21 protein-coding genes are annotated in these 25,673 nt (G+C 69.8%); 20 read left to right on the forward strand and 1 reads right to left on the reverse strand.

The genetic code is table 11. The features are described from left to right. Window positions 1-9: 9 nt before the first annotated feature. The 18 genes from C7416_RS18075 (at window position 10) to C7416_RS18160 (ending at window position 20,015) form a co-directional block, all read left to right on the forward strand. Entirely contained in the window at window positions 10-810 is an 801-nt protein-coding gene (locus tag C7416_RS18075) for a CoA-transferase subunit beta (RefSeq protein ID WP_111520192.1), read from the forward strand. Between the two features lie 7 nt (window positions 811-817). Then, window positions 818-1,708 (forward strand): enoyl-CoA hydratase, encoded by an 891-nt coding sequence (locus C7416_RS18080; protein ID WP_111520193.1) that lies wholly within the window; start codon window positions 818-820, stop codon window positions 1,706-1,708. A gap of 8 nt (window positions 1,709-1,716) precedes the next feature. After that, complete coding sequence (locus C7416_RS18085; protein ID WP_111520248.1) at window positions 1,717-2,796, forward strand: NAD(P)H-dependent flavin oxidoreductase; 1,080 nt, start codon at window positions 1,717-1,719, stop codon at window positions 2,794-2,796. Window positions 2,797-3,007: 211 nt separating this feature from the next. Beyond that, complete coding sequence (locus C7416_RS18090) at window positions 3,008-3,793, forward strand: enoyl-CoA hydratase family protein (protein ID WP_111520194.1); 786 nt, start codon at window positions 3,008-3,010, stop codon at window positions 3,791-3,793. Continuing rightward, window positions 3,783-4,949, forward strand: a complete 1,167-nt coding sequence (locus C7416_RS18095) for an acyl-CoA dehydrogenase family protein (protein WP_025583317.1) — start codon at window positions 3,783-3,785, stop codon at window positions 4,947-4,949. Before C7416_RS18090 ends, C7416_RS18095 begins: the two co-directional genes overlap by 11 nt. 19 nt (window positions 4,950-4,968) lie before the next feature. Then, window positions 4,969-6,042 (forward strand): acyl-CoA dehydrogenase family protein, encoded by a 1,074-nt coding sequence (locus C7416_RS18100; protein ID WP_111520195.1) that lies wholly within the window; start codon window positions 4,969-4,971, stop codon window positions 6,040-6,042. 29 nt (window positions 6,043-6,071) lie between these two features. After that, the gene (locus C7416_RS18105; RefSeq protein WP_111520249.1) at window positions 6,072-7,223 is read left to right on the forward strand and encodes an acetyl-CoA C-acetyltransferase; all 1,152 of its coding nucleotides are present in this window, start codon (window positions 6,072-6,074) and stop codon (window positions 7,221-7,223) included. 10 nt (window positions 7,224-7,233) lie between these two features. Next, entirely contained in the window at window positions 7,234-8,109 is an 876-nt protein-coding gene (locus tag C7416_RS18110) for an SDR family oxidoreductase (RefSeq protein ID WP_111520196.1), read from the forward strand. Between the two features lie 11 nt (window positions 8,110-8,120). Beyond that, window positions 8,121-9,269 carry an acyl-CoA dehydrogenase family protein gene (locus tag C7416_RS18115; RefSeq protein ID WP_111520197.1) on the forward strand — a complete coding sequence of 383 codons (1,149 nt, stop codon included), beginning with the start codon at window positions 8,121-8,123 and terminating at the stop codon, window positions 9,267-9,269. Further along, window positions 9,266-10,468 (forward strand): acyl-CoA dehydrogenase family protein, encoded by a 1,203-nt coding sequence (locus C7416_RS18120; protein ID WP_111520198.1) that lies wholly within the window; start codon window positions 9,266-9,268, stop codon window positions 10,466-10,468. The genes C7416_RS18115 and C7416_RS18120 overlap by 4 nt, the downstream gene beginning before the upstream one ends. Continuing rightward, the gene (locus C7416_RS18125; RefSeq protein ID WP_111520199.1) at window positions 10,465-11,268 is read left to right on the forward strand and encodes an SDR family oxidoreductase; all 804 of its coding nucleotides are present in this window, start codon (window positions 10,465-10,467) and stop codon (window positions 11,266-11,268) included. Before C7416_RS18120 ends, C7416_RS18125 begins: the two co-directional genes overlap by 4 nt. Window positions 11,269-11,502: 234 nt before the next feature. Then, window positions 11,503-11,958, forward strand: a complete 456-nt coding sequence (locus C7416_RS18130) for a MaoC family dehydratase (RefSeq protein WP_111520200.1) — start codon at window positions 11,503-11,505, stop codon at window positions 11,956-11,958. A gap of 13 nt (window positions 11,959-11,971) precedes the next feature. After that, complete coding sequence (locus tag C7416_RS18135) at window positions 11,972-13,174, forward strand: acetyl-CoA C-acyltransferase (protein WP_111520201.1); 1,203 nt, start codon at window positions 11,972-11,974, stop codon at window positions 13,172-13,174. A gap of 177 nt (window positions 13,175-13,351) precedes the next feature. After that, window positions 13,352-14,314, forward strand: coding sequence for a WD40/YVTN/BNR-like repeat-containing protein (locus tag C7416_RS18140; protein ID WP_111520202.1), 963 nt, complete (start codon window positions 13,352-13,354; stop codon window positions 14,312-14,314). Window positions 14,315-14,342: 28 nt separating this feature from the next. Then, window positions 14,343-16,805: an efflux RND transporter permease subunit gene (locus C7416_RS18145; RefSeq protein WP_111520203.1), complete on the forward strand. Its 2,463-nt coding sequence runs from the start codon at window positions 14,343-14,345 to the stop codon at window positions 16,803-16,805. Between the two features lie 22 nt (window positions 16,806-16,827). Further along, window positions 16,828-18,069 (forward strand): NADH:flavin oxidoreductase, encoded by a 1,242-nt coding sequence (locus tag C7416_RS18150; RefSeq protein ID WP_111520204.1) that lies wholly within the window; start codon window positions 16,828-16,830, stop codon window positions 18,067-18,069. A 75-nt stretch (window positions 18,070-18,144) separates the two neighbouring features. After that, on the forward strand, window positions 18,145-19,221 hold the full coding sequence (locus C7416_RS18155; protein WP_111520205.1) for a 3-ketosteroid-9-alpha-monooxygenase, oxygenase component: 1,077 nt from the start codon (window positions 18,145-18,147) through the stop codon (window positions 19,219-19,221). A 2-nt stretch (window positions 19,222-19,223) separates the two neighbouring features. Further along, complete coding sequence (locus C7416_RS18160; RefSeq protein WP_111520206.1) at window positions 19,224-20,015, forward strand: SDR family oxidoreductase; 792 nt, start codon at window positions 19,224-19,226, stop codon at window positions 20,013-20,015. A 175-nt stretch (window positions 20,016-20,190) separates the two neighbouring features. On the opposite strand, the gene C7416_RS18165 is transcribed toward C7416_RS18160, so the two are convergent. Beyond that, window positions 20,191-22,584 (reverse strand): arylsulfatase, encoded by a 2,394-nt coding sequence (locus C7416_RS18165; protein ID WP_111520207.1) that lies wholly within the window; start codon window positions 22,582-22,584, stop codon window positions 20,191-20,193. Window positions 22,585-22,814: 230 nt separating this feature from the next. On the opposite strand from C7416_RS18165, the gene C7416_RS18170 reads away from it, so the two are divergent. Next, a complete protein-coding gene (locus C7416_RS18170; protein ID WP_181461260.1) occupies window positions 22,815-24,008 on the forward strand; it encodes a helix-turn-helix transcriptional regulator in 1,194 nt (397 codons plus the stop codon). 147 nt (window positions 24,009-24,155) lie between these two features. Then, a complete protein-coding gene (locus C7416_RS18175; protein WP_240988255.1) occupies window positions 24,156-25,670 on the forward strand; it encodes a DUF1254 domain-containing protein in 1,515 nt (504 codons plus the stop codon). Window positions 25,671-25,673 lie beyond the last annotated feature (3 nt).

Genomic DNA, 25,673 nt, shown 5'->3' on the forward strand with positions numbered 1-25,673 from the left:
GGAGCGACCGTGAGCGCCACTTATGAATTTACCCGCGCCGAGCTGATGATCGCCATCGCCGCCCGCGCCTGGCGCGACGACGGCGAGGTGCTGGCCACCGGCATCGGCACCGGCCCGCGCATCGCCGCCGGCCTGGCGCGGCTTGCGCACAACCCCGGCCTGCTGCTGACCGACGGCGAGGCCTACCTGGTCGAAACGCCCGTGCCGCTGGGCCCGCGCGAGCCGGACTACCAGGTGCGCGCCAGCGGCTGGATGGGCTATGCGCGCGTGTTCGACTGCCTGTGGGGCGGACGCCGCCATGCGCTGGTGATGCCGACGCAGATCGACCGCTTCGGCCAGGCCAATATCTCCTGCCTGGGCGGCACCCATGCGCAGCCCAAGACCCAGCTTCTGGGCGCACGCGGCTTCCCCGGCAACAGCATCCATCACGCCAATTCGTATTTCGTGCCAGGGCACAGCACGCGCTCGTTTGTCGCCGGCGAAGTCGACATGGTCTGCAGCGTCGGCTACAACCCGGCGCGCCAGATCGAAGGCATGCGCAGCTTCGTCGACCTGCGCGCGATCGTCACCGACCTGTGCGTGATGGATTTCGGCGGACCGGATCACGCCATCCGCGTGCGCTCGCTGCACCCCGGCATCAGCCTGGAGCAGGTGCAGGCCGCCACCGGCTTTGCACTGGCCAACACGCCCGGCGAAGCGTTGCCGGAAACGGCGGCACCGACGCCGGAAGAACTGCGGCTGATCGCGCAGCTCGACCCGCACAACCTGCGCGCCGCGATCGTGCGCGGCAACCCTTCCGGACGCGCCTGAGACTGCCATGACATCGCCTGCCATCGAACCCATCAGCCTCGGCCCGAACGCCGAGGTGCTCTACCAGGTCGCCGACGGCATCGCCACGGTGACCATGAACCGGCCGCAGTTCCACAACGCGCAGAACTCGAAGATGACGTATGCGCTGGACGAAGCCTACCGGCGCGCCTCCGCCGACGACGCGGTCAAGGTGATCGTGCTGCGCGGCGCCGGCAAGCACTTCTCCGCCGGGCACGACATCGGCACGCCGGGGCGCGATATCAACGAGACCTTCGAGCGTGCCTCGCTCTGGTATGACCACGTCAACAAGCCCGGCGGCGAGTTCCTCTATGCGCGCGAGCAGGAGGTCTACCTGGGCATGTGCCGGCGCTGGCGCGAGCTGCCCAAGCCCACCATCGCCATGGTGCACGGCGCCTGCATCGCCGGCGGGCTGATGATGGCCTGGGTGTGCGACCTGATCGTGGCTTCCGACGATGCCTTTTTTGCCGATCCGGTGGTGCGCATGGGGATTCCCGGCGTCGAATACTTCGCGCATGCGTACGAGCTGCACCCGCGCATCGCCAAGGAATTCCTGTTTCTGGGCGAGCGCATGAGCGCCGAGCGCGCCGAGCGCATGGGCATGGTCAACCGCGTGGTGCCGCGCGACGCGCTCGAGGACACGGTCTACGGCATGGCCGCCAAGGTCGCGCAGATGCCGCGGCTGGGCCTGACGCTGACCAAGCAGGCGGTCAATCACGTCGAAGACCTGCAGGGCAAGCGCACCGCGATGGATGCGGTCTTTGCCTGGCACCACTTCGCGCATGCGCACAACGAGCTGGTCAGCGGCGACAAGCTGGGCGGCTACGACGCCCGCGCGATGGCGGCGTCGCAACGCACCAGCAGCGAGGAGAAGGCATGAACCCCGGCATGAGCACCGCGAGCCTGCACACGGTGCTGTGCGAGCTGCTTGGCTGCCGCTATCCGATCGTGCAGACGGCGATGGGGTGGGTGGCGGACGCGAAGCTTGTGGCCGCCAGCGGTAACTCCGGCGCCTTCGGCTTCCTGGCCGGCGCCACCATTCCGCCGGGCGAGGTCGAACGCGAAATTTTGCGCGTCAAGTCGCTCAGCGACCGGCCCTTCGGCATCAACTTCCACATGTTCCAGCCCAACGCGCACGAGGTCATCGAGATGGCGATCCGCCACCGGCTGCGCGCGGTCAGCTACGGGCGCGGGCCGGACGCGAAGATGGTCGGCCGGCTCAAGGCGGCAGGCATCGTCTGCATGCCGACGGTGGGCGCCGCCAAGCACGCGGCCAAGGCCGTCGAAATGGGCGCGGACGTGGTCACGGTGCAGGGCGGCGAGGGTGGCGGCCATACCGGCGGCACGCCGACCACGCTGCTGCTGCCGCAGGTGCTGGACAGCGTCAGCGTGCCGGTGGTGGCGGCGGGCGGCTTCTTCGACGGCCGCGGGCTGGCCGCGGCGCTGGCCTACGGCGCCGCCGGCGTGGCTATGGGCACGCGCTTCCTGATGTCGGCCGAGTCGCCGGTGCCGGCGCAGACGCTGGAGCGCTACGTCAAGGTGCGCGACCCGGGCCAGATCCGCGTCTCGCTGGCGATAGACGGGCTGCCGCAGCGGATGATCGACAACGACCTGCTGGTCGGGCTGGAAAGGGCCGGCCCGCTGCGCCGCACGTGGCTGGCGCTGGCTGCCGCGCGCAAATGGCAGGCGCGCACCGGCATGCGCAGCACGCAGCTGCTGGCGACCGCCTGGCGCGCGATGCGGGAGCAGGACTACAGCGCCGCGCAAACGCTGATGGCCGCCAATGCGCCGGTGCTGATCCAGCGCGCGATGGTTGAGGGGTGCCCGGATGAGGGCGTGCTGCCCAGCGGGCAGGCGGCCGCGGCGATCGGCGCGATCGAGTCGTGCGAACAGATCGTGGCGGGGATGGTGGTGCAGGCGCGAGCTCAGCTTCAGGCGCTGGCATCACGGCAGGCTGTACTTCGTTGATGCTCCCGGCCCTCACCCCGGCCCTCTCCCGCAAGCGGGAGAGGGAGCACCCCGACCCGAGCGGTCAGGACTGCAGGCCTTGCAGGCGCCGCCGGTGTGCTCCCCTCTCCCGCTTGCGGGAGAGGGGCAGGGGGTGAGGGCAGGCGCTTCCAATGCGAGGAATCATCAAAGCCAACACAACGCCCAAAAAACCATGACAAGCCAACCCACCATGAACACCACCGACCAACCCTTCCGCATCGACACCGCCGACGGCATCGCCGAGCTGGTGATCGACCACCCGCCCGTCAACGCGCTCGACAACGCCGGCTGGCATGCATTGGCCGCGGCCATCGACCGCCTCGGCGCCGATCCCCTGGTACGCGTGATCGTGCTGCGCGGCGAAGGCCGCGGCTTCTGCGCCGGCGTCGACATCAAGGAGCTATCGGCGCATCCGGAGCGCATCGTCGGCGTCAATGCCGGCAACTACGCCACCTTCCGCGCCGTGCACCGCAATCCCAAGCCGGTCATCGTCGCCGTGCACAGCTTCGTGCTGGGCGGCGGCATCGGCATCTGCGGCGCGGCCGACATCATCGTGGCCTCGGAGTGCGCGCGCTTTGGCGTGCCCGAGATCGACCGCGGCGCCATGGGCGGCGGCGCGCACCTGCAACGCATGTTCGGCGTGCAGAAGGTGCGGGCGATGTACTTCACCGGCGAGATGATCGACGCCGCCGAGGCCTATCGCCTGGGCGCGGTGGAACGCGTGGTGCCGCGCGCCGAACTGAAGGACGCCGCCATCGCGCTGGCGCGCCAGATCGCCGCCAAGAGCCCGGCCATGCTGCAACTGGCCAAGGAAGCGCTCAACGGCGTGGAAGACGGCAACCTGGAAGACAAGTACCGCTGGGAGCAGGGCTTCACGCTGCAGGCGTACATGAGCGCCGATTCCGGCGAGGCGCGCGCCGCCTTTGTCGAAGGCCGGGAAGCTTCTTTCGCACAGGGAGCGCGCGATGCAGCTTGAATATACCGACGCCCAGCGCGCCTTCCGCGCCGAGGTGCGCGACTGGATGGCCGCTCACGTGCCGCGCACGCCGCTAGAAAGTTTCGATACCGAGGCCGGCTTTGCCCAGCACCGCGCCTGGGAAGCCACGCTCAACCAGGGCCGCTGGAGCATGGTCACCTGGCCGGCCGAACTGGGCGGGCGCGGCTGCGACCTGATCGAATGGCTGATCTTCGAGGAAGAGTACTGGCGCGCCGGCGCGCCGATGCGCGTCAACCAGAACGGCATCTTCCTGCTGGGACCGACGCTGATGGAATTCGGCACCGAGGCGCAGAAGGCGCGCTTCCTGCCGCGCATGGCCGCCGGCGAGCATATCTGGGCGCAGGGCTGGTCCGAGCCCAACGCCGGCTCCGACATGGCGGCGATCCGCTGCAGTGCGATCCGCGACGGCGACGACTATGTGATCAACGGCCAGAAGATCTGGTCGACGCGCGCGGTGTGGGCGGATTGGCTGTTCGGCCTGTTCCGCACCGACCCGGCGTCGACGCGCCATCATGGGCTGACCTTCGTGCTGGTGCCGCTGGATACGCCCGGGATCACCGTGCGTCCGATCCGCCAGCTTAACGGCCAGACCGGCTTTGCCGAGATCTTCTTCGACGACGTGCGCGTGCCGGTGGAAAACCGGCTGGCGGCCGAGGGCGCCGGCTGGCAGGTGGCGATGGCCACGGCCGGCTTCGAGCGCGGGCTGATGCTGCGCTCGCCCGCCCGCTTCCAGGAAACCGCGCGCGCGCTGGTGCGGCTGTACCAGGCCAACCGCGAGGCCGCGGACCGCGACCCGTCGCTGCGCGAAGCGGTGCTGCGCGCGTGGATGGATGCGGAAGCCTACACGCTGTCGACCTACGCCACCGCAAGCCGGCTGGTAAAGGGAGGCCATATCGGCGCGGAGTCGAGCACCAACAAAGTGTTCTGGTCCGAGCTGGACATCCATATGCACGATACCGCGCTGGCCATCCTGGGGCAGGCCGCCGAAGTCGCGCCGGCCGGCCAGCCGCCGGGTTCGCTCGGCCACTGGCTGGACGGCTTCCTGTTCGCGCAGGCCGGGCCGATCTACGCCGGCACCAACGAGATCCAGCGCAACATCGTCGCCGAGCGCCTGCTCGGCATGCCGCGCGCATGACGGCACCCGGGGAATAGACATGGATTTCGCATTGACCGAAGAGCAGGAACAGTTTGCCGAGGCGATCCGGCGCTTCCTGATGACCGAGATGACGCCGGAACTGACGCGCGAGCTGTGGGCGACCGAGACCGGCCGCTCCGACGCGCTGTGGCGGCAGCTGGCCGAGCAGGGCCTGTCCGCGGTGATGGTGCCGGCGGAGCAGGGCGGGCTCGGGCTGGGCGAGCTCGAATGGGCGCCGCTGGCGCAGGCGTGCGGCTATTTCGCGCTGCCGGAGCCGTTGCTGGACACCGCGCTGGTGGCGGCAGGCCTGCTGCGCGATGCACTCGAAGCCGCGCCCGACGACGCAACGCGCGCGCGTTGCGCTGCGCTGCTGGAACGCATCGCCGCCGGCGAGGCGCGCGTGGCAGTGGCGCACCCGCAGGACCGTCTGGTGGCGGACGCCCATGTCGCCGACGCCATCCTGTGCGCGCATGAAGGTGCCGTGCACCTGCTGCGGCCGGAGCAGGCCACGCTGACCGCGCGCACCGGCCTCGATCCGTCGCGCCGGCTGTTCGAGCTGGCGTGGACGCCGAGCGCCGAAACCGAGCTGGTGCCGGCCGCAGCTGGTGCCGGCCTGTGGGACGCGGCGCTGAACCGCGGCGCGCTGGGCGTGGCAGCGCAGCAGTTGGGCCTGACCCAGCGCATGCTCGACCTGGCGATCGACTACAGCGCGCAGCGCAAGCAGTTCGGCAAGGCCATCGGCGCCTACCAGGCGGTCAAGCACCTGCTGGCCGACGTGGCGATCCAGCTGGAGTTCGCCAAGCCGGTGCTGCTGCGTGCCGCCGCCGCGCTGGCGCATGGCCTGCCGCATGCGGGGCTGCATGTCTCGCATGCCCGCGTCGCCGCCGCGCGCTGCGCGTGGAGCGCGGCACGGCAGGCGATCCAGGTGCATGGCGCGATGGGCTACACCTGGGAACTGGACCTGCAGATCTTCACCAAGCGCGCCTGGGCCCTGGCCGGAAGCTGGGGCGACCGCGCCTTCCACAAGGCACGCCTGGGCGCGCACATCCTGGACGGCGAGCACGCGATCGGCGCCGGCGCCACCTTTGCCTGAATCGCCCGATCCCAAGGAGACCTATGACCATGAAACACGCCTATATCGTTGATGCCTTGCGCACGCCCACCGGGCGCCGCAAGGGCGGACTGTCGCACGTCCACGGGGCCGACCTGGGCGGCTTCGTGCTGGCCGAGCTGGTGCGCCGCAACGGCATCCCGGCCGAGGACTACGACGACGTGGTGTTCGGCTGCGTCGACACCATCGGCCCGCTGGCCGGCAATATCGCGCGCAGCGCTTGGCTGGCGGCCGGGCTGCCGCTGACGGTGCCGGGCGTGACGGTGGACCGCCAGTGCGGCTCGTCGCAGCAGGCCGTGCACTTCGCCGCGCAGGCGGTGATGAGCGGCACGCAGGACGTGGTGATCGCCGGCGGCGTGCAGACCATGACGCAGATCCCGATCTCTTCCGCGATGCTGGCCGGGCAGGCGCTCGGCTTTGCCGACCCGTTCTCGGGCAGCAAGGGCTGGCAGGCGCGCTTCGGCGATGCGCCGGTGTCGCAGTTCCACGCGGCGCAGCGCATTGCCGAGCACTGGAAGCTGTCGCGCGAGGCCATGGAGGCCTATGCGCTGGAAAGCCACCAGCGCGCGGCCGCGGCGATCGAGGGTGGCCGCTTCGCGCGCGAGATCGTGCCGTGCGAAGGCGTGACCCGCGATGAAACCCCGCGTGCCGACACCACGCTGGCCAAGATGGCGGCGCTGGAGCCGCTGATGCCGGGCAGCTCGCTGACCGCGGCGGTGTCCAGCCAGACCGCCGACGCCGCCGCGGCGCTGCTGATCGTTTCGGAGGACGCGCTCAAGCGCTACGGCCTGACGCCGCGCGCGCGCATCGCCCATATGAGCGTGCTGGGCGACGACCCGCTGTGGATGCTGACCGCGCCGATTCCGGCGACCAAGCGCGCGCTGGAGCGCAGCGGCCTGCGCCTGGCCGATATCGACGTGGTCGAGATCAACGAAGCCTTCGCCTCGGTGGCGATGGCGTGGCTGGCCGAGACCGGCTATGCGCCGGAGCGCACCAACCCCAACGGCGGCGCCATCGCACTGGGCCACCCGCTCGGCGCCACCGGCGCGCGCCTGATGACCACGCTGCTGCACGAACTGGAACGCAGCGGCGGCCGCTATGGCCTGCAGACCATGTGCGAGGGCGGCGGGCTGGCCAACGTCACCATCATCGAACGGCTGTAAGGAGAGCGCCATGGGAATCTGCAAGGGACGCACCGTCATCATCACCGGCGCCGGCGGCGGGCTGGGCCGCGCCTATGCGCTGGCCTTCGGCGCCGAGGGCGCCAACGTGGTCGTCAACGACATCCGGCGCGACGCGGCCGAAGCGGTCTGCGCGGAGATCCGCGCCGCCGGCGGCAGTGCGCTCGCCAGCGATGACGACATCACGCAGCTGGCCACCGCGCAGCGCATCGTCGCTGCCGCGGTCGAGGCCTATGGCGAAGTCCACGTGCTGGTCAACAACGCCGGCATCTGCCGCGACCGCATGTTCGTCAGCCTGACCGAGTCGGACTGGGACGATGTCATGCGCGTGCACCTGCGCGGCCACTTCTGCCTGGCCAACCTGCTGGCGCGGCGCTGGCGCGATGCCGCCAAGGCCGGCCGCGCGGTCGACGCACGCATCATCAACACCAGCTCCGGCGCGGGCCTGCAGGGCTCGGTCGGGCAATCGAACTACGCCGCCGCCAAGGCCGGCATCGCCGCGCTGACGCTGGTGCAGGCCGCCGAGCTGGGCCGCTACGGCATCACTGCCAATGCGCTGGCGCCGGCTGCCCGCACCGGCATGACCGAAGACGTGTTCGCCGACATGATGAAGGCGCCGGAAGACGGCTTCGACTACTACGACCCGGCCAACGTTGCGCCGCTGGTGGTGTGGCTGGGCAGCGCGGAGTCCGCGCAGGTCAACGGGCGCATGTTCGAGGCGGCCGGCGGCATGGTGTCGGTGGCCGACGGCTGGCGCACCGGGCCGAAGGCCGACAAGGGCGCACGCTGGCAGCCTGCCGAATTGGGCGCTGCGGTGACCGGGCTGCTGGCGCAGGCCGAGCCGCCCCAGCCGGTCTACGGCAGTTGAGCACGACGGCCATGGATTTCTCCCTTTCCGTCGAACACCAGATGGTCCGCGACAGCGCGCGCGACTACCTCGCCGCCCACAGTGATTCGGCGGCGGTGCGGCGCGCGACCGAGGCCGGGCCGGCTCACGACGACGCCCTGTGGCACGCGATCGCGAGCGAGCTCGGCTGGTGCGGCATCGCGCTGCCTGAAGCCGCGGGCGGCGCCGGCCTGGGCGCGCCCGGGCTGGTGCTGCTGCAGGAGCAACTGGGCCAGCGCCTGGCGTGCGTGCCGTTCTGGTCGACGGCATGTGTGGCGGCGCCGTGGCTGCTGGGCAGCGTCGGCGACAGTGGACCGTGGCTGGAGCGGCTGGCCGCGGGCGAGTGCCGCGCCGCGGCGGTCCTGCCGGACGATGGCGGCTGGCACTACGACGGTGTCCCGGTCACTGCGCAGGCAGGGGCGGACGGCTTCGTGCTGCACGGCAGCGCCGCCCAGGTGGCCGATGCCGCCGGGGCCGACTGGCTGCTGGTGCCGGCGCGGCTCGGCGATGGCGAGCCGGCGCTGTTCCTGCTGGAGCCCGCCACGCTGGCGCAAGACGCGCGCTTCGCCATTGCGCCGCTGGACACGCTCGACCGCACGCGGCCGCTGGCGTCGCTGCGGATCGACGGCGTGGCCGTTGCCGCAAGCGCCTGCCTGGCGCGCGGCGATGCCGCCGTCCAGGGCCTGGCCCAGGCGTGGTGGCACGGCAAGCTGATGCTGGTCGCCGAGCAGCTCGGCGCCGCGCAGCAATGCCTGGACCTGACCGTTGCCTATGCCGCCGAGCGCATCCAGTTCGGCCGCGCCATCGGCTCGTTCCAGGCGGTCAAGCACCGCTGCGCGCAGATGATGGTGCTGGTCGAGGCGGCGCGCTCGGCGGTGTATGGCGCGGCGCAGGCGTGGGAGACAGCGGCCGTCGCCGACGCGCGGCTCGAGGTTTGCGCCGCCGCCGTCGCCGCCGACGACGCGCTGCGCTTCTGTGCGCAGGAAGCCATCCAGCTGCATGGCGGGGTCGGCTTCACCTGGGAATACGACCCCCAGCTCTATTTCAAGCGCGCGCAGGCCGCCAACCAGTGGCTGGGCGGCGCCGGCGCCGCGCTTGCCTACATCGCCGCAAACGGCCCGCAGGCATGGAGGACAGCATGAACACGAATGACGAGTCGGCATTCCGCGCCGAGGTTGCGCGGTGGCTTGCCGAAAACCTGGCCGGTGAGTTCGAATGCCTGAAACATCGCGGCGGCCCCGGCGATGAAGAGGCCTATCCCGAACTCCGCAAGGCGTGGGAGCGGCGGCTGGCCGAAGGCGGCTGGACCGGGCTGGGCTGGCCCCGCGCGCATGGCGGGCGCGAGCTGCCGGTGATGCAGCAGGTGATCTTCCACGAGGAATACGCGCGCGCCGGCGGCCCCGGCCGCATGGGACATATCGGCGAGGGCCTGATCGGCCCGACCTTGATCGCCTTCGGCACCGAGGACCAGCAGGCGCGGCTGCTGCCCGGCATCCGCAACGGCACCACGTTCTGGTGCCAGGGCTATTCGGAACCCGGCGCGGGCTCGGACCTGGCCAATGTGCGCACGCGCGCGGTGCGCGATGCCGGCAGCGGAGACTGGCTGGTGAGCGGGCAGAAGGTCTGGACCTCGCTCGCGCATGAGTCCGACTGGATCTTCGTGCTGGCGCGCTGCGAGCCCGGCTCGCACGGCAGCAAGGGGCTGATCTTCCTGATGCTGCCGCTGGACCAGACCGGCATCGAGATCCGCCCGATCCGGCAGATGGGCGGCGGCGCCGAGTTCAACGAGGTGTTCTTCGACGGCGCGCGCGCCGCGGCCGCCGACGTGCTGGGCGAGCCCGGCGACGGCTGGCGCATCGCCATGGCGCTGCTGGGCTTCGAGCGCGGCATTTCCACGCTGGGCCAGCAGATGCAGTTCACGCATGAGCTGGAATGGGTGGCACAGGCCGCGCGCGACAACGGCAGCAGCCGCGACGCGCTGGTGCGCCAGCGCATCGCGCGCGCCTGGGCCGGCCTGCGCGTGATGCGCGCCAATGCGCTGCGCATGCTGGCCGGCGCGGCGCAGGCAAGCGAGGACGGCGGCACCGCGCTGCAGCGCGAGGCGCTGATCTACAAGTACTACTGGTCCAACTGGCACCGCGACCTGGGGCAACTGGCGCTGGACGTGCTGGGCCCGCTGGCCAACGTGCTCGACACGAACGACGCACGCCGCACCCGCCTGCAGCAGATGGCGCTGTTTTCGCGCGCTGACACCATCTACGCCGGCACCAACGAAATCCAGCTCAACATCATCGCCGAACGCGGGCTGGGCATGCCGCGCGAAGCCAGAGGACAGTCATGACCCTTCACGCAGAAATCCCCAGCGCCCCGGCCTATGTGCCGGGCCACCAACTGCTAGCCGGCAGGAGCGTGCTGATCACCGCCGCCGCGGGCGCCGGCATCGGCTTCGCCGCCGCGCGCCGCTGCGCGGAAGAGGGCTGCCGCGCGCTGATGATCTCCGACATCCATCCCAAGCGCCTGGACGAGGCGGTCCAACGCCTGCGCGCCGAAACCGGGCTGCAGGCCATCCATGGCCAGCTGTGCGATGTGTCCGACGAAACGCAGGTGCGCGCGCTGGTGGCCGCGGCGGAAGAGGCACTCGGCGGCACCGACGTGCTGATCAACAACGCCGGCCTGGGCGGCTCGCGCCGCCTAGTTGATATGGACGATGCCGAGTGGTCGCGCGTCATCGATATTTCCCTCACCGGCACCTTCCGCATGACGCGCGCGATGCTGCCGCACATGCAGGCCCGCCGCCGCGGCGCCATCGTCAACAACGCCTCGGTGCTGGGATGGCGGGCACAGAAGGAGCAGTCGCACTACGCCGCGGCCAAGGCCGGGGTGATGGCGCTGACGCGCTGCAGCGCGATGGAGGCCGCCGAGTTTGGCGTGCGCATCAATGCGGTGGCGCCGAGCATCGCGCTGCACGACTTCCTGAAGAAGTCGGCGCCGGCGGACCTGCTGCGGCAGCTGAGCGAGCGCGAAGCCTTCGGGCGCGCGGCGGAGGTGTGGGAGGTGGCCAATGTGATGGTGTTTCTGGCCAGTGACTATGCGTCGTATATGACGGGGGAAGTGCTGCCGGTGAGTAGTCAGCGGGCTTGAGGGGCGGCTGACCGCGCCTGTGCTTGCCACCGCCGCTGGCAAAAGCTCCCCTCTCCCGCGCGCGGGAGAGGGTGGGGGAGAGGGCCGGAGCATCAACGAAGTAACGCGCGCCGGTATGCCAGCGCCTGCCCTCTCCCCCGGCCCCTCTCCCGCAAGCGGGAGAGGGGAGCAAACAAGCGGGATGCAGGACTCACCGGTGAAGCTTGCACCGATGAGGAATCGAAGGAAACAGCAATGCCAAGAATCTTCCGTTCCCCCGAAGACATCCACGCCGCCGTCGGCCAGGACCTCGGCGCCAGCGCCTGGACGCGCATCACCCAGCAACAGGTCGACCAGTTTGCCCATGCCACCGGCGACCACCAGTGGCTGCACGTCGACGCCGAACGCGCCGCGCAGGGCCCTTACGGCGCCTGCATCGCGCACGGCTACCTGACGCTGGCGCTGGTCAACCAGTTCCTGCCGGAACTGGTCGCGGTCGAAGGCATGAAGTTCGGCGTCAACTACGGCTGCGACAAGGTGCGCTTCCCGGCGCCGGTGCGCGTCGGCGCGCGCGTGCGCGGCGTGGGCGAGGTGGTGCGCGCCGAGACGCTGGATGGCGGCGTGCAGTCGGTGGTGCGCATGACCGTCGAGATCGAAGGCGAGCCCAAGCCCGCCTGCGTGGCTGAAACCATCAGCCGCTACTACTTCTGAACAGGAACACAGCATGAAAGACGCAGTCATCGTCGCCGTTGCGCGCACGCCGATCGGCAAGGCCTTCCGTGGCGCCTTCAACGATACCGAAGCCCCGGTGCTGGGCGGCCACGTGGTGCGCGCGGTGGTGGAGCGCGCCGGCGTGGACCCGGCCGAGGTCGACGATGTGCTGATCGGCGCGGCCGCGCAGCAGGGCACCCAGGGCTACAACCTGGGCCGCCTGAGCGCGGTGGCGGCGGGCCTGCCCGACAGCGTGCCGGGCATGACCATGGACCGCATGTGCGGCTCCGGCCTGATGACGATTGCGGCCGGTGCGCGCGCGATTCAATGCGGCGAGGCCGACATCATCGTCGCCGGCGGCGCCGAGTCGATCTCGCTGACGCAGAACAAGCACAAGAACAGCTATCGCGCCCAGTCCGAAGCGGTGCTGGCGCGCCAGCCGGCCGCCTACATGGCGATGATCGAGACCGCCGAGGTGGTGGCGCGCCGCTACGGCATCAGCCGCGCCGAGCAGGACGCCTACGCCTGGCGCAGCCAGCAGCGCACCGCCGAAGCACAGCGGCGCGGCGCCTTCGATGACGAGATCGTGCCGCTGGAAACGCGTCGCGCGCTGTTCGACAAGGCCGGCGCGCTGACCGGTCACGAGATCGTGCGGCTGGCGCAGGACGAATGCAACCGGCCCGACACCACCGCTGCCAGCCTGGAGGCGCTCAAGCCGGTCTGGAGCGGCGGTCAGGCCGTGGCCGCGGGCGAGCACATCACCGCCGGCAACGCCTCGCAGTTGTCCGACGGCGCTGCCGCGGTGCTGCTGATGAGTGCCGACGAGGCGCGCCGCCGCGGGCTGCGACCGCTGGGGCGCTACCGCGGCATGGCGGTGACCGGCTGCGCGCCGGACGAGATGGGCATCGGCCCCGTGTTCGCGGTGCCGAAGCTGCTGGCGCGCCATGGCATGACGGTGGCCGACGTGGGCCTGTGGGAGCTGAACGAGGCCTTTGCCTGCCAGGTGCTGTATTGCCAGCAGAAGCTGGGCATCCCCGATGCGCGGCTGAACGTCAACGGCGGTGCTATTTCGATCGGCCATCCGTTCGGCATGTCGGGCGCGCGCATGACCGCGCACGCGCTGATCGAAGGCCGCCGCCGCGGCGTGCAGCAGGCGGTGGTGACGATGTGTATTGGGGGCGGTATGGGCGCGGCGGCGCTGTTCGACGTCTTGTAAAGAACCGCGGGTTTTCTCCCCTCTCCCATTTATGGGAGAGGGGCGGGGGAGAGGGCGGGAGCATCGACGAAGTGAAGTGCGTCGGTATGCCGGCGCCTGCCCTCTCCCCCGGCCCCTCTCCCGCCAGCGGGAGAGGGGAGCAAACAAACAACATCACTCCAACCCGGAGGAGACATCATGAAACGACTGATCGGCATCGCCATGTCGCTGGCCGTGCTGGCCACCGCGGTATGGGCCTTCGCGCCGCGTCCGCTGCCGCCGTTCCCGGCCACCGCGCTGCGCCCCGACGGCCTGCAGGTCAACGGCATCGCCCGCGCCGGCGAGCGCCTGGTCGCCGTCGGCGAGCGCGGCAAGATCCTGTTCAGCGATGACCTGGGGCGCAGCTGGCGCCCGGCAGCGGTGGATAAGCCGCAAGGCGCCACGCTGACGCAGGTGGCCTTTGCCGACAGCCGCCGCGGCATCGCGGTCGGCCACAGCGGTCAGATCCTGCGCACCGAAGACGGCGGCGCGCACTGGCAGCAGGTTGCGTTCGATCCGGAATCGTCGGATCCGCTGCTGGGTGCGCTGGCGCAGGCCAGCGGGCCGTGGTTCGCGGTGGGCAGCTTCGGCCGTTTCCTGGTGTCGCGCGACCAGGGCCGGCACTGGGAAGAGGCCGGCGGCAAGGCCATGCAGGACCGCCACCTCAACGCCATCGCCAGCGACGGGCAGGGGCGGCTGATGCTGGTCGGCGAGGCCGGGCTGGTGCTGCGCTCGACCGACGGCGGCAGCCAGTGGGAGCCGGTCAAGACCCCTTATGAAGGCTCGCTGTACGGCGTGCTGCCGCTGCGCGACGGCGCCTGGCTGGCCTACGGCATGCGCGGCAACGCCCTGCGCAGCGAAGACTTCGGCACCACCTGGCGCGCGGCGCAGACCGGCCTCAGGACTTCGTTCTTCGGCGGCGCCGAGCTTGCCGACGGCCGCATCGTGCTGGCCGGGCAGGGCGGCGTGCTGGTGATGTCCGCCGACGGCGGACGCCGCTTCACGGTGCTGCCGGCGGGCAGCCCGCAGACCCTGGCCGCGCTGGCCGCCACCGGCAAGGACACGCTGGCGCTCGGCGGCAATGGCGGCCTGGCCGGCGCCACGCTCGCCGCCAATCCCTGAACCCAACCGACCGGACGCGAGAACCATCATGACCCGCCCCCAATCCCCCGGCCGCCTGGGCCGCTTCGTCGACGCCTGCGCCGGCGTGCTGATGCGCCGGCGCCGGCTGCTGCTGTTGCTGTGCCTGGCCGTGACCGTGGCGCTGGGCTTCTCCGCCACGCGCCTGCGGCTCGATCCCGGCTTCAACAAGATGATCCCGCTGCAGCATCCCTACATGCAGGTGTTCACCAGGTACGCCAGCACCTTCTCCGGTGCCAACACCGTGCTGGTGAGCCTGCGCTGGAAGGGCGACGGCGACATCTACAACGCCGCCTTCATGGACAAGCTGCGCCACGCCACCGATGAAGTGTTCTTCATCCCCGGCGTGGACCGCTCGCGCGTGTTCTCGCTGTTCACGCCCAACGTGCGCTACACCGAGGTCACCGAAGCCGGCTTCCGCGGCGACGTGGTGGTGCCGGGGCGCTTTTCCGGGGCGCCGGACGAGCTCGACAAGGTGCGGCGCAACGTGGCCCGCTCCGGCCAGATCGGCCGGCTGGTCAGCAATGACCTGAAGTCCGCGCTGATCCGCGCGGAACTGCGCGAGACCGACCCGGCCACCGGCAAGACCATCGACTACGGCTCGGTGGCGCGCCAGCTCGAGAAGATCCGCGCGCAGTTCGGCGGCACCGACGTCGAAGTCAATATCGTCGGCTTCGCCAAGCTGGTGGGCGATGTCGAGGACGGCATCGCCGGCGTGATGGGCTTCTTCGCGCTGGCCTTTGCCGTCACCGCGCTGCTGCTGTGGCTGTACACGCGCTCGCTGCGCATCACCGCGCTGGCGCTGGTGGTGGCGCTGCTGCCGGTGGGGTGGCTGCTGGGGCTGCTGCCGCTGCTCGGCTACGGCATCGACCCGATGTCGATCCTGGTGCCGTTCCTGATCTTCTCGATCGGGGTCTCGCATGCCGTGCAGATGACCAATGCCTGGAAGCAGGAGGTGGCGCAGGGGCATGGCCCGCTCGACAGCGCCAGCGCGGCCTTTCGCAAGCTGTTCATTCCCGGCACCGTGGCGCTGCTGACCAATGCGCTGGGCTTCATGGTGATCATGCGCATCGAGATCGATATCGTGCGCGAGCTGGGCATCACCGCCTGCCTGGGCGTGCTGCTGATGATCGTGACCAACAAGGTGTTCCTGCCGATACTGCTGTCGTACACGCGGCTGGAGCCGTCGGCGCTGGCGCGGGCCACGCGCGCGGCGCACGCAACGGGACAGGGCAGCCTGTGGCACAAGTTCGGCGCGCTGGCGCGCCCGGCGCCGGCACTGGGCGTGTTCGTCGCGGCGCTGGCGCTGCTGGCCTACGGCGCGATCGAGTCGCGCGACCTGAAGATCGGCGATGTCGGCACCGGTGCGCCGGAGCTGCGCGCGGACTCGCGCTATAACCGCGACAGCGCCAGCATCGTCAGCCAGTACAACATCGGTTCGGATGCGCTCACCGTGGTGGTCGAGCCCACCGGCTTCGACGATGGCTGCCTGCACTACCCGGTGATGAGCGCGGTGGAACGCTTCGAGATGCATATGCGCGGCGTATCCGGGGTGCAGTCGGTGGTCAGCGTGTCGTCGCTGGCCAAGGTGGTGATCGGCGCCTACAACGAGGGCAATCCGCGCTGGGAGGCGCTGCCGCGCAACAGCGCCGGCCTGAGCCAGGGCGCCAAGGCCTTCGACCCGGACAACGGCATGAATACGTCGAACTGCCAGGCGATCCAGGTGCTGATCTACACCGCCAACCATGAAGGCGCGACCATCGCCCACATCATCCGCGAGATCCGCCGCTTCGAAGCCAGCGACAAGACCCCGAACGTGGCCTTCCGCCTGGCGGGCGGCAATATCGGCGTGATGGCGGCAACCAACGAGGCGGTGGAAGAGGCCGAGGTGGCGATGCTGCTGGCGATCTTCGGCGCGATCACGCTGCTGTGCCTGCTGACATTCCGCTCGTGGCGCGCGGTGCTGTGCATCATCGTGCCGCTGACGCTGGTGTCGGCGCTGTGCAATGCGCTGATGGCGCGGCTGGGCATCGGGCTGAAGGTGTCGACGCTGCCGGTGATCACGCTGGGCGTGGGCGTCGGCGTGGACTACGGCATCTACCTGTACGAGCGCATCCAGCACCAGATCCGCGAGGAAGGGCAGGCGCTGCCGCAGGCCTTCGCCGAGGCCATGCGCCAGCGCGGCTCGGCGGCGCTGTTCACCGCGCTGACGATGTGCATCGGCGTGGGCACGTGGGCCTTTGCCGCGCTCAAGTTCCAGGCCGACATGGGCATCTTGCTGGCGTTCATGTTCCTGGTGAACCTGTTCGGCGCGGTGTCGCTGCTGCCGGCGCTGGCGGCATGGCTCGGCGTGGAGCAGGAAGAGCGGGCCCGCGCCCGCGGCGCGGCCGCCCGGCCGGCCGGGGCTGCCACCGCGGCCGAGTCGAGGCCGGTGGCGCATGGCCTGGAGTCCCTGAAGTCAGACACGGCCTGAACCCCGTAACCGGAGAGACTGCATGCCCGAGATCCAGACCTCCGCGGCGCCGGCCTTCACGCCGCTTCGCCTCGGCCCGCTGACGCTGCGCAACCGCTTTATCAAGGCCGGCGCGAATGAAGGCATGACGCCGCAAGGCCTGCCTACCCGGGCGCTGGTCGAGCATCACCGCGCCATGGCCGCGGGCGGCGTGGGCATGACCACGGTGGCCTACGCGGCGGTCGCCGACGACGGGCTGACCTTCGCGCACCAGCTCAGCATGCGCGCGGAGCAGGTGCCGCACCTGCGCGTGCTGACCGACGCGGTCCATCGCGAAGGCGCGGCGGCCTGCCTGCAGATCACGCACGCGGGCTCGTTCACCACCATGCGCCACGGCGGCAGCCGGGCGCCGGGCAGTGCCTCGTCGGGGCTCAATGCCTTCGGCATGATGCACGGCGTGTATTTCCAGCGCGCCATGCGCGCGCCGGACATGGAGCGCGTGGCCGGCCAGTTTGCCGCGGCGGCGCGGCTGGCGCGCGACGCCGGCTTCGACGCGGTCGAAATCCACATGGGGCACGGCTACCTGCTCAACCAGTTCCTGTCGCCGCTGAGCAACCGGCGGCGCGATGCCTTCGGCGGCAGCGTGGAGAACCGGAGCCGCTTTCCGGCCGCGGTGCTGCGCCGGGTGAAGGACGCGGTCGGCGCCGACCTCGCGGTGTGCTGCAAGCTCAGCGTCAGCGACGGCGTGCCCGGCGGCAACCAGCCCGCCGACTCGGCGCTGACCGCGCGCCTGCTGGAAGCCGAGGGCGCCGACCTGCTGACCCTCAGTGGCGGACGCAACGTGGAAAGCCCGTGGGCCTTGTTCGGCAGCCCGATGCCGACCGCGCAGATGAAGGCCGCCGCGCCGACCGCGCTGGCGCGCCTGGGCATCACCATGCTCGAGAAGCGCACGCCACGCGACCTGGCCTTCCGCGAACTCTATTTCCTCGAAGCGTCGCGCGTGGTGCGGCAGGCGGTGCGGATGCCGCTGGCCTATATCGGCGGAGTCAAGTCGCTCGACAACGTGGCGCAGCTGATGGGGGAAGGCTTCGACGCCGTCGCCCTGGCGCGCGCGCTGATCCACGACCCCGCGCTGGTCGCCGGCTGGCGCGCCGGCACGTTGCAGCGTTCGGCCTGCGACAGCTGCAACGGCTGCGTGGCGCGCATCTACGATCCCGCCGGGGTCAGCTGCGTGCATGGCCCCGGCAACGACCCGGCGCTGACCCGTCTGGTTGCGCTGCAGTAGTCCGATGGGACGATGAGGGCCGGGCCGGACGCCCCTATCTTGAAGGTCCCACGGGATTTCAAGGAGACAGACGCCATGAGCGTACAAGGCTACAAGATCGAATCGCGCCCGCCCGAGGCCCGCTACGCGCGTGGCTGGCATTGCCTGGGCCTGGCCGACAGCTATCGCGACGGCAAGCCGCACACGCTGGACATCTTCGGCAGGCGGCTGGCGGCATTTGCCGACTCAACCGGCGCCATCCGCGTGATCGACGGCCATTGTCCGCACATGGGCGCCGACCTCAGCACCGGCACCGTGCAGGGCGACAACCTGGTATGCCCGTTCCACGGCTGGCAGTGGGGCGGCGACGGCGCCTGCAAGTCCATCCCCTATTGCAAGCGGGTGCCGCCCAAGGCGCGCATCGGCGCCTGGGAAACCTGCGAGCAGAACCGCCTGCTGTTTATCTGGCACGATCCCGAAGGCCGTCCGGCACCGCAGGAAGTCGCGATCCCGCGCATCGATGCCTGCTTCTCTGACGCGTGGTCCGACTGGGCCATCGACGAGATGGTGATCCGCACCAACTGCCGCGAGCTGGTCGACAATATCTCCGACATGGCGCATTTCGGCACCGTCCATGGCGCGCCGGTGGACTACTTCGCCAACCTGTTCGAAGACCACAAGGCCACGCAGCTGATGATCGGGCGCAGCGCGCGGCTCTCCGGGGACTCGCAGCTGACGGCCCTGTCCACGTACTTCGGTCCGGCCTACCACATCACCGATATGAGCGGCCGCATGGGCGACCAGGAAATCCATTCGGTGCTGCTGAACTGCCATGTGCCGATCGACCTGAACAGCTTCGTGCTGCGCTACGGCGTGCTGGTGAAGAAGGTGCCCGGGCTGTCCGACGAACAGAACCGGGCCATGGCGCAAGCCTATGTCGACCAGGCCCGCGCCGCGTTCTACGAGGACGTGGCGATCTGGGACAACAAGATCCGCATCGACAACCCGCTGCTGTGCGAAGGCGACGGGCCGATGTACCAGATGCGCGACTGGTACCAGCAGTTCTATACGGACGTCGAGCAGGTGCGGCCGTCCAGCGTGGCACGGCGCGTGGTCGAGATGAACCCGGGCAATATCGAGCCGCCGGCGCTGCGCCACGTGTTCGAGGACTGACCATGAAAACCGTGATCGTTACCGGCGCCGCGTCCGGCATGGGCGCGGCGGTGCGCCGGCGCATGCTGGCCGACGGCTGCCGCGTGATCGGGGTCGACCTGCGCGACGCCGACATCCTGGCCGATCTTTCCACCGAAGCAGGCCGCGCCGCGGCGATCGATGCCGTGCTGTCGCAGTCGGGCGGCCGCATCGACCAGCTGGTCTGCTGCGCCGGCCTGGGCCCGCATGTCGACCCGGCCACGCTGGTGGCATCGGTCAACTACTTCGGCGTGGTGGCGTTGCTGGATGGCTTGTTCGACGCGCTGCGCGCGGGCACGCAGCCGTGCGCCGTGGTGGTGTCTTCCAACTCGGCGACGCTGCAGTCATGGGACGGCAGCCCGCTGCGCGATGCCTACCTCGCCGGTGACGAGGCCGGCGTGCTGGCCATGCTGGCCGCCGCCGCGCAGGCCGAAGCCACGCGCGACCAGGCCGGGTACATTGCCTACGCCAGCTCCAAGCATGCGGTGACCGCCGCCGCGCGGCAGCGGTCGGCGGCGTGGGGAAGGGCCGGGGTGCGCCTCAATGTGGTCGCGCCGGGCGCGGTGGAAACGCCGCTGCTGCAGGCCGGGCTGGCGGACCCGCGCTACGGCGATGCCATCCGCGATTTCGTTGCGCCGCTGGGCCGCCGTGCGCAAGCGGAGGAGGTGGCGGCGCTGATCGCCTTCCTGTGTGGGCCGCAGGCGGCCTATATGCACGGCAACGTTGTATTTATCGACGGCGGCCTCGATGCCGCGCAGCGTCCGCTGACGTTCTGAGCCGCGAATCCGGGCTCTGCTCTGCCCACGGTGTACTCCCTCTCCCGCTTGCGGGAGAGGGTTGGGGTGAGGGCGGGAGCGTCAGCGAAGTAAGGCCTGCGGTATGCCACCGCCGGCCCTCACCCCCAACCCCTCTCCCGCTTGCGGGAGAGGGGAGCAAACCATCGCCCACACCCTAACGCAAATCAAACGCGACGTTGTCGATCTCACCGGTAAAGCCATAGTCCCGCGGGTATGCCCCCACCGGCGATTGGCTGTCGGTGCCAACATCGAACGGTTCGCTGATCGAAAAAAGCGCCGGCACGGTCCGCTCGATGCGGGCCTGGCCCGCGGGGCGGCCGTTGACCAGCAGCGTTGCCACGCCGCCCTTGCCGCGCCCTTTGCCGTCATAGGCAAAGTCCACACGAACCTCGGCATCCCCCGCTGGCAGGCGCACGTCGCTGCTCAGCGTCGTACGCTTGCCGGCAAACACATAGGTGTACACGGGCAGCCCGCGCTCGTTCACGTACAGTGCCCAGCCTGAACCGGAACCGCCTTGCGCGGCAAGCACGCCATGCACGCCGGCCGCGGGCACCCGCACTCTTGCGGTGATGGTGTGGGAGCGGTTCTTCAGGTTTGGCGCACTGGCTTCATTGATGCCGACCGCGCCCGGGTAGTAGACAAAGCGGTTGCGTCCCGCGGTCAGGCTGGGGCGCAACTGCGCCTGTCCGGCATCGTTGGTCAGGGACAGGCGCTCGGCGAAGCGGTCGTCCAGCGGCAGGACCTTGTTCCGTGCCGCTTCCTGCCAGAACAGCCGCTGCAACTGCCGCAGCCTGGCGGGATGCTGCGCGGCGAGGTCATGCGCCTGCGTGAAATCCTTGTCGAGATGATAGAGCTCCCACTGCTCGGTACCCAGCGCGCTCGGGCCCCTGGCCAAGACGTTCCACGGCATGTGCGCCGGCCGGGTCGATGCCATCCAGCCATCCTGGTAGATCGCGCGGTTGCCGACCATCTCGAAATACTGGGTGCGGCGGCGTTGCAAAGCATCAGCGCCTTGTGGGGCATCAAAGGTGTAGAGCAGGCTCTGTCCATCCACGCGCTGCTGGGCGACACCGTTGACCTGCTTCGGCACGGGAATCCGCGCCGCTTCCAGGATGGTCGGCATCAGGTCGCTGACATAGCTGAACTGGGAGCGCAGCCCGCCCGGCGAACGAATCCTAGCCGGCCAGCTGATCACCATCGGATTGCGGGTCCCGCCAAGGTGGGAAGCGACCTGCTTCATCCACTGGAAGGGCGTATTCATGGCCCACGCCCACGGCGAGGCGTAGTGCGGCAGGGAGGCGGGGCTGCCGATATCGTCGAGGCGCCCGGCTATGACGGCGGCATCCTCGGCGACGCCGTTGAAGCTGTCGATCTCGTGGAAGTGGCCATGCAGGCCGCCTTCGGCGCTGGCGCCGTTGTCGCCGACGATGTAGACAAAGAGCGTGTTGTCGAACTGCCCCATGCGTTGCAGGGAAGCGGCCAGGCGTCCTACCTGGGCATCGGTATGGGCCAGGAAGCCCGCATACGTTTCCATCAGGCGCGCCGCGACTTTTCTTTCATCGGCGGAAAGGCCGTCCCACGCGGGCAACTCCTTCGGCCGTGGTGTCAGCACGGCATCGGCGGGTACCACGCCTTGCGCTTTCTGCCGCGCGAAGATCTCTTCACGCACCTTGTCCCAGCCCTGGTCGAAGCGTCCCTTGAAGCGATCGATCCAGGGCCTGGGCACTTGCAGCGGTGCGTGCGTGCCGCCAGGTGCCCAGTACACGAAGAAGGGCTTGTCCGGCGCCACCGATTTCTGCTGTTGCATCCAGGCGATGGCGCGGTCGGCCAGGTCCTCGGTCAGGTGGTAGCCGGGCCGGTCGGGCCGGCGTGCCGGTGCGGTGTTGTCGACCAGCGCGGGCTCGTACTGGTCGGTCTCGCCGCCGAGGAATCCGTAGAAGCGCTCAAAGCCCTGCCCGGTGGGCCAGTGGTCGAACGGCCCGTTGAAGGATGACTCCCACACCGGGGTGTTGTGCCACTTGCCCCATGCCGAGGTGGCGTAGCCGTGCTGGCGCAGGATCTCCGCGACGCTCGCGGCGCTCCTGGGGATGAGGCCAAGATAGCCGTCGTATGGCGTGCTCAGCTCGCTGACCACGCCCCAGCCGACCGCGTGCGGATTGCGCCCGGTGAGCAGCGCGGCGCGCGTGGGCGAGCACATGGCCGTGGTGTGGAAGCGGTTGTAGCGCAGGCCGCGGCTGGCAAGCGCATCGAGTGCCGGCGTTGGGACCAGGCCGCCGAAGGTGCCGGCGGCGCCGAAGCCGACATCGTCAAGCAGCACCACCACCACATTCGGCGCGCCCGCAGGGGCTTTTTGCCACTGGCGCGTCGGCGCGGTCGAGTCCTTGAAGGTGTGGCCGATGATGCCGGGGCTCGTCTCGATGTCGGCAAGCGGCAGGGTCAGCCGATCCGGCAGGGTGCCAGCGTGTGCCGGCACGGTCACGGTCGAGTAAAGCAGGGCAAGGCAGGCGAGGGCGCCGGCCTTCGGCCGGCAAGGGGCTGGTGGACGCATTGATGGAATCTCCAGGCGAGGTTATGCCGGGAGACGATAGGCGGGGGCGCCGTCGGCGCACCACCTCGGAATGGAGTAGACGGCCCCTGCCGACATGGACGATGCGGGACGAGGGCAAACGAGCGGTGCATGCCGGCATGCCTTCGGGTGAACGCCAATAGCGCTCGCCATGGCGGGCGTGGAACAATCCCGTCGGCAAATTTTCACCTGGACACGAGAGGGACAAGTTGATGGCGACTACCGGGCACTTGGTCGAGCCGTCAATCTATGCATTGGCGGGCTTTTCCGTAGCGCAGTATGGCGAACTGCTCGACGCCATCTATCGCGGGCCGCTCGAGCCAGCCCCATGGTCCGGCGCGCTCGAGTCCGTGCGCGTGCTGCTCAACGCCTGCTCGGCGACCCTGGTCCTGCGCCCGCCCACGTTCGACCGCCCCGGCTCGATGTTCAACATGCCGCCGCGGGACACCTACCGGCGGCAAGGCGTCACGTACAACAGCTACTATCACTCGCTGGACCCGTTTGTCGACCTGCCGCCGGGCACGGTGACCACGGTGGACAGGTTCGTCGGCGCCGAGGCATGGTGCCGCAGCCCCATCTACCAGGAACTGCTCAAGGACCTGGACATGCGCTATGTGCTCGGCGCGGATATCCAGACCGCCGACGGCGTGGTGTGCCGCTTCCGCCTGTGCCGGGGCCATGACGCGCACGACTTCTCGGAGAAGGACCAGGCCGTCTGCCTGGCGCTGCTGCCGCATCTCAAGCGCGCGGTCGACCTGTATTCGCGCATCGACGTGGCCGAGTCCGAGCGCGGCCTTTACGAGTATGCGGTGGACCGCATGCTGATCGGCATGGTGCTGCTCGACGACCAGGGCATGGTGCTCAAGGCCAATGCGGCCGCGCGCACGCTGCTGGGCGAGAACGACGGCATCCGCCTGCGCGGCGGCAAGTTCGAGTTTGCGGATACGCGCGAGCGCGGGCGCTTCCGTGAGCTGCTCAGGCGCTCGATCGATTCGATCTCGGCCACGCCGGATGACGGCGCCGCCGCGCCCATGGTAGAGGCGATGTCGCTGGCCAGGCCTTCCGGCACGGGCCGGCTGGAGGTGCTGATCCGCGCCATCCCGATGCGCGAATGGTCGGACGAGAACAAGTGGTGCCCGGCCTGCGTGGTGGTGATCCGCGACCCGGCGTGCAGCGCACAGACCTCAGTCGAGGTCTTGCGCCAGTTGTTCGACTTCACGCCGACGGAGGCATCGCTGGCACTGCTGATGGCCAACGGCGCTTCGCTGGAGGCCGCGGCCGAAGCGCTGAAGGTCAAGACCAATACCGTACGCGCCCATCTGCGCGCGGTCTTCCAGAAGGCGGGCGTCACGCGGCAGGCGGAGCTGGTGCGCACGCTGCTCAACAGCGTCGTGTCGCTCAGCTGAGCCATGCACGTGCCGCGTCGCGGCGCCACCCCTATTTGTAGTAGAGGCCTCTTGCTCAGGCAGACGATGTCGGCCGTCGGCGTTGCCGGGACACTGGCATGCGTGGCGGCGCAGCGTGCCGCCTTCTTTTGCTCAAGGAGCCTGCCGATGTACGCCAACTGGATGCGGCACGCCCGCATCGCTGTCCTTGCCCTTGCCCTCGCCTGCCTGCAGTCCCACGCCCGGTCCGCGCCGGCGCCGGCACCACTCCCCCCCGCTGGCATCGATGCCCGCATCACGCCCGCACAAATCGAAGCGCTGACCCGGCAGGCCTACTTCTGGGGCCTGCAGCAGACCGGCTTCTACGAGCTGCGCTACGTCTTCACGCAGGCGCAGCAGATGCCGGCCTACCGCGGCATCAACCGCCTGGCGCAGAACCGCCAGCTCTTTACCGCCAGGGAGCGCTTTGCCACCACCCCGAACGCCTCGACGCTGTATTCGGGCGGCTTCTTCGACCTGTCGCAACAGCCGGTGGTGGTGACCTCGCCCAGGGTCGACGATAGCCGCTACTGGAGCATCCAGGCGCTGGACCAGTATGCCGACTGGTTTTTCATGGTGGGCAGCCAGTTCACCGGCAACGCGGCGCAGCGCTACCTGATCGTCGGGCCGGACTGGAAGGGCACGCTGCCGGCGGGATTCCGCGGCACGGAGGTGGTGCGGGCGCCTTCCAACGCGTTTTCGATCACGCTGCGCGTGGCGGTCACCACGCGCGACGCTGCCGACTTCGCGGCCGCGCACCGGCTGATGGACGGCGTCAGTGTCGAGCCGCTGGAGCGCTGGCAACGCAACGGCGGCAAGCCGGTGCCGCTGGACGAGGTGCCGACGCAGCCGGCGAACTACCGCACCTTTGCACGCATGGCGCAGATTCCGGATGTGGCCAAATCGATGACCGCGACCGACTACCTGCAGCTGGCCAGCCTGGTGATCAACGACGACACCCTGACCCAGCGCAGGGACTCGGTGACCGAGCGCGAGACCCTGCGCGCGCTGGCGCCACTGGGCCTGCGCAAGGGCGTACAGTTCGACCCGCAGCGGCTCACGCCCGCACAGCGCCGCGCCGTGCAACGGGGCTTCGACGCCGCGCGCGCGCAGGCACGCACGGCATTCAGCGCGGCGCAGGTCGACATGAACGGCTGGAAACTGCAGAGCAGCCTGTTCTACGACCCCAACGACTACAAGGTCAGGGCCGGCGCCGCGGACATCGCCTGGGGCAGCCCCGTGCCATACCAGTCGCACACCATCGCCTACGCCATGACCGACGCGCACGGCAAGCCGCTGGACAGCGGCCGGCGCTACACCATGACGCTGGACATGAACAACCTGCCGCCGGTCACCGAGTTCTGGGAGCTGCCGGTCTACGACGACAACGGCTACTTCGTCGACAACCCGATCGACCGCTACAGCGCGACCAGCTACCAGGTCGCGGCCGGCCAGTTCGCGGTGCGGGACGGCAAGCTCACGCTGTACTTCCAGCACGACAAGCCAGCCGACGCGGCGCAGGCGCGCAACTGGATGCCGCTGCCGGCCAAGGGGCCGTTCAGGCTGGCGGCACGTTTTTATGGGCCCACCGCGCCGCTGGTCGACGGGACTTACGCCATGCCGCAACTGGTGCGGCAGGACTGAGGA

The organism is Cupriavidus phytorum (genome assembly GCF_003254285.1).
GTDB classification, from domain to species: Bacteria; Pseudomonadota; Gammaproteobacteria; order Burkholderiales; family Burkholderiaceae; genus Cupriavidus; species Cupriavidus phytorum.

Excerpts from the sequence above, each read along its gene's own strand:
- C7416_RS18080 (WP_111520193.1), top strand. The coding sequence starts at position 818 with ATGACATCGCCTGCCATCGAACCCATCAGCCTCGGCCCGAACGCCGAG.
- C7416_RS18085 (WP_111520248.1), top strand. The coding sequence starts at position 1,717 with ATGAGCACCGCGAGCCTGCACACGGTGCTGTGCGAGCTGCTTGGCTGC.
- C7416_RS18090 (WP_111520194.1), top strand. The coding sequence starts at position 3,008 with ATGAACACCACCGACCAACCCTTCCGCATCGACACCGCCGACGGCATC.
- C7416_RS18095 (WP_025583317.1), top strand. The coding sequence starts at position 3,783 with ATGCAGCTTGAATATACCGACGCCCAGCGCGCCTTCCGCGCCGAGGTG.
- C7416_RS18100 (WP_111520195.1), top strand. The coding sequence starts at position 4,969 with ATGGATTTCGCATTGACCGAAGAGCAGGAACAGTTTGCCGAGGCGATC.
- C7416_RS18105 (WP_111520249.1), top strand. The coding sequence starts at position 6,072 with ATGAAACACGCCTATATCGTTGATGCCTTGCGCACGCCCACCGGGCGC.
- C7416_RS18110 (WP_111520196.1), top strand. The coding sequence starts at position 7,234 with ATGGGAATCTGCAAGGGACGCACCGTCATCATCACCGGCGCCGGCGGC.
- C7416_RS18115 (WP_111520197.1), top strand. The coding sequence starts at position 8,121 with ATGGATTTCTCCCTTTCCGTCGAACACCAGATGGTCCGCGACAGCGCG.
- C7416_RS18120 (WP_111520198.1), top strand. The coding sequence starts at position 9,266 with ATGAACACGAATGACGAGTCGGCATTCCGCGCCGAGGTTGCGCGGTGG.
- C7416_RS18125 (WP_111520199.1), top strand. The coding sequence starts at position 10,465 with ATGACCCTTCACGCAGAAATCCCCAGCGCCCCGGCCTATGTGCCGGGC.
- C7416_RS18130 (WP_111520200.1), top strand. The coding sequence starts at position 11,503 with ATGCCAAGAATCTTCCGTTCCCCCGAAGACATCCACGCCGCCGTCGGC.
- C7416_RS18135 (WP_111520201.1), top strand. The coding sequence starts at position 11,972 with ATGAAAGACGCAGTCATCGTCGCCGTTGCGCGCACGCCGATCGGCAAG.
- C7416_RS18140 (WP_111520202.1), top strand. The coding sequence starts at position 13,352 with ATGAAACGACTGATCGGCATCGCCATGTCGCTGGCCGTGCTGGCCACC.
- C7416_RS18145 (WP_111520203.1), top strand. The coding sequence starts at position 14,343 with ATGACCCGCCCCCAATCCCCCGGCCGCCTGGGCCGCTTCGTCGACGCC.
- C7416_RS18150 (WP_111520204.1), top strand. The coding sequence starts at position 16,828 with ATGCCCGAGATCCAGACCTCCGCGGCGCCGGCCTTCACGCCGCTTCGC.
- C7416_RS18155 (WP_111520205.1), top strand. The coding sequence starts at position 18,145 with ATGAGCGTACAAGGCTACAAGATCGAATCGCGCCCGCCCGAGGCCCGC.
- C7416_RS18160 (WP_111520206.1), top strand. The coding sequence starts at position 19,224 with ATGAAAACCGTGATCGTTACCGGCGCCGCGTCCGGCATGGGCGCGGCG.
- C7416_RS18165 (WP_111520207.1), bottom strand. The coding sequence starts at position 22,584 with ATGCGTCCACCAGCCCCTTGCCGGCCGAAGGCCGGCGCCCTCGCCTGC.
- C7416_RS18170 (WP_181461260.1), top strand. The coding sequence starts at position 22,815 with ATGGCGACTACCGGGCACTTGGTCGAGCCGTCAATCTATGCATTGGCG.
- C7416_RS18175 (WP_240988255.1), top strand. The coding sequence starts at position 24,156 with ATGTACGCCAACTGGATGCGGCACGCCCGCATCGCTGTCCTTGCCCTT.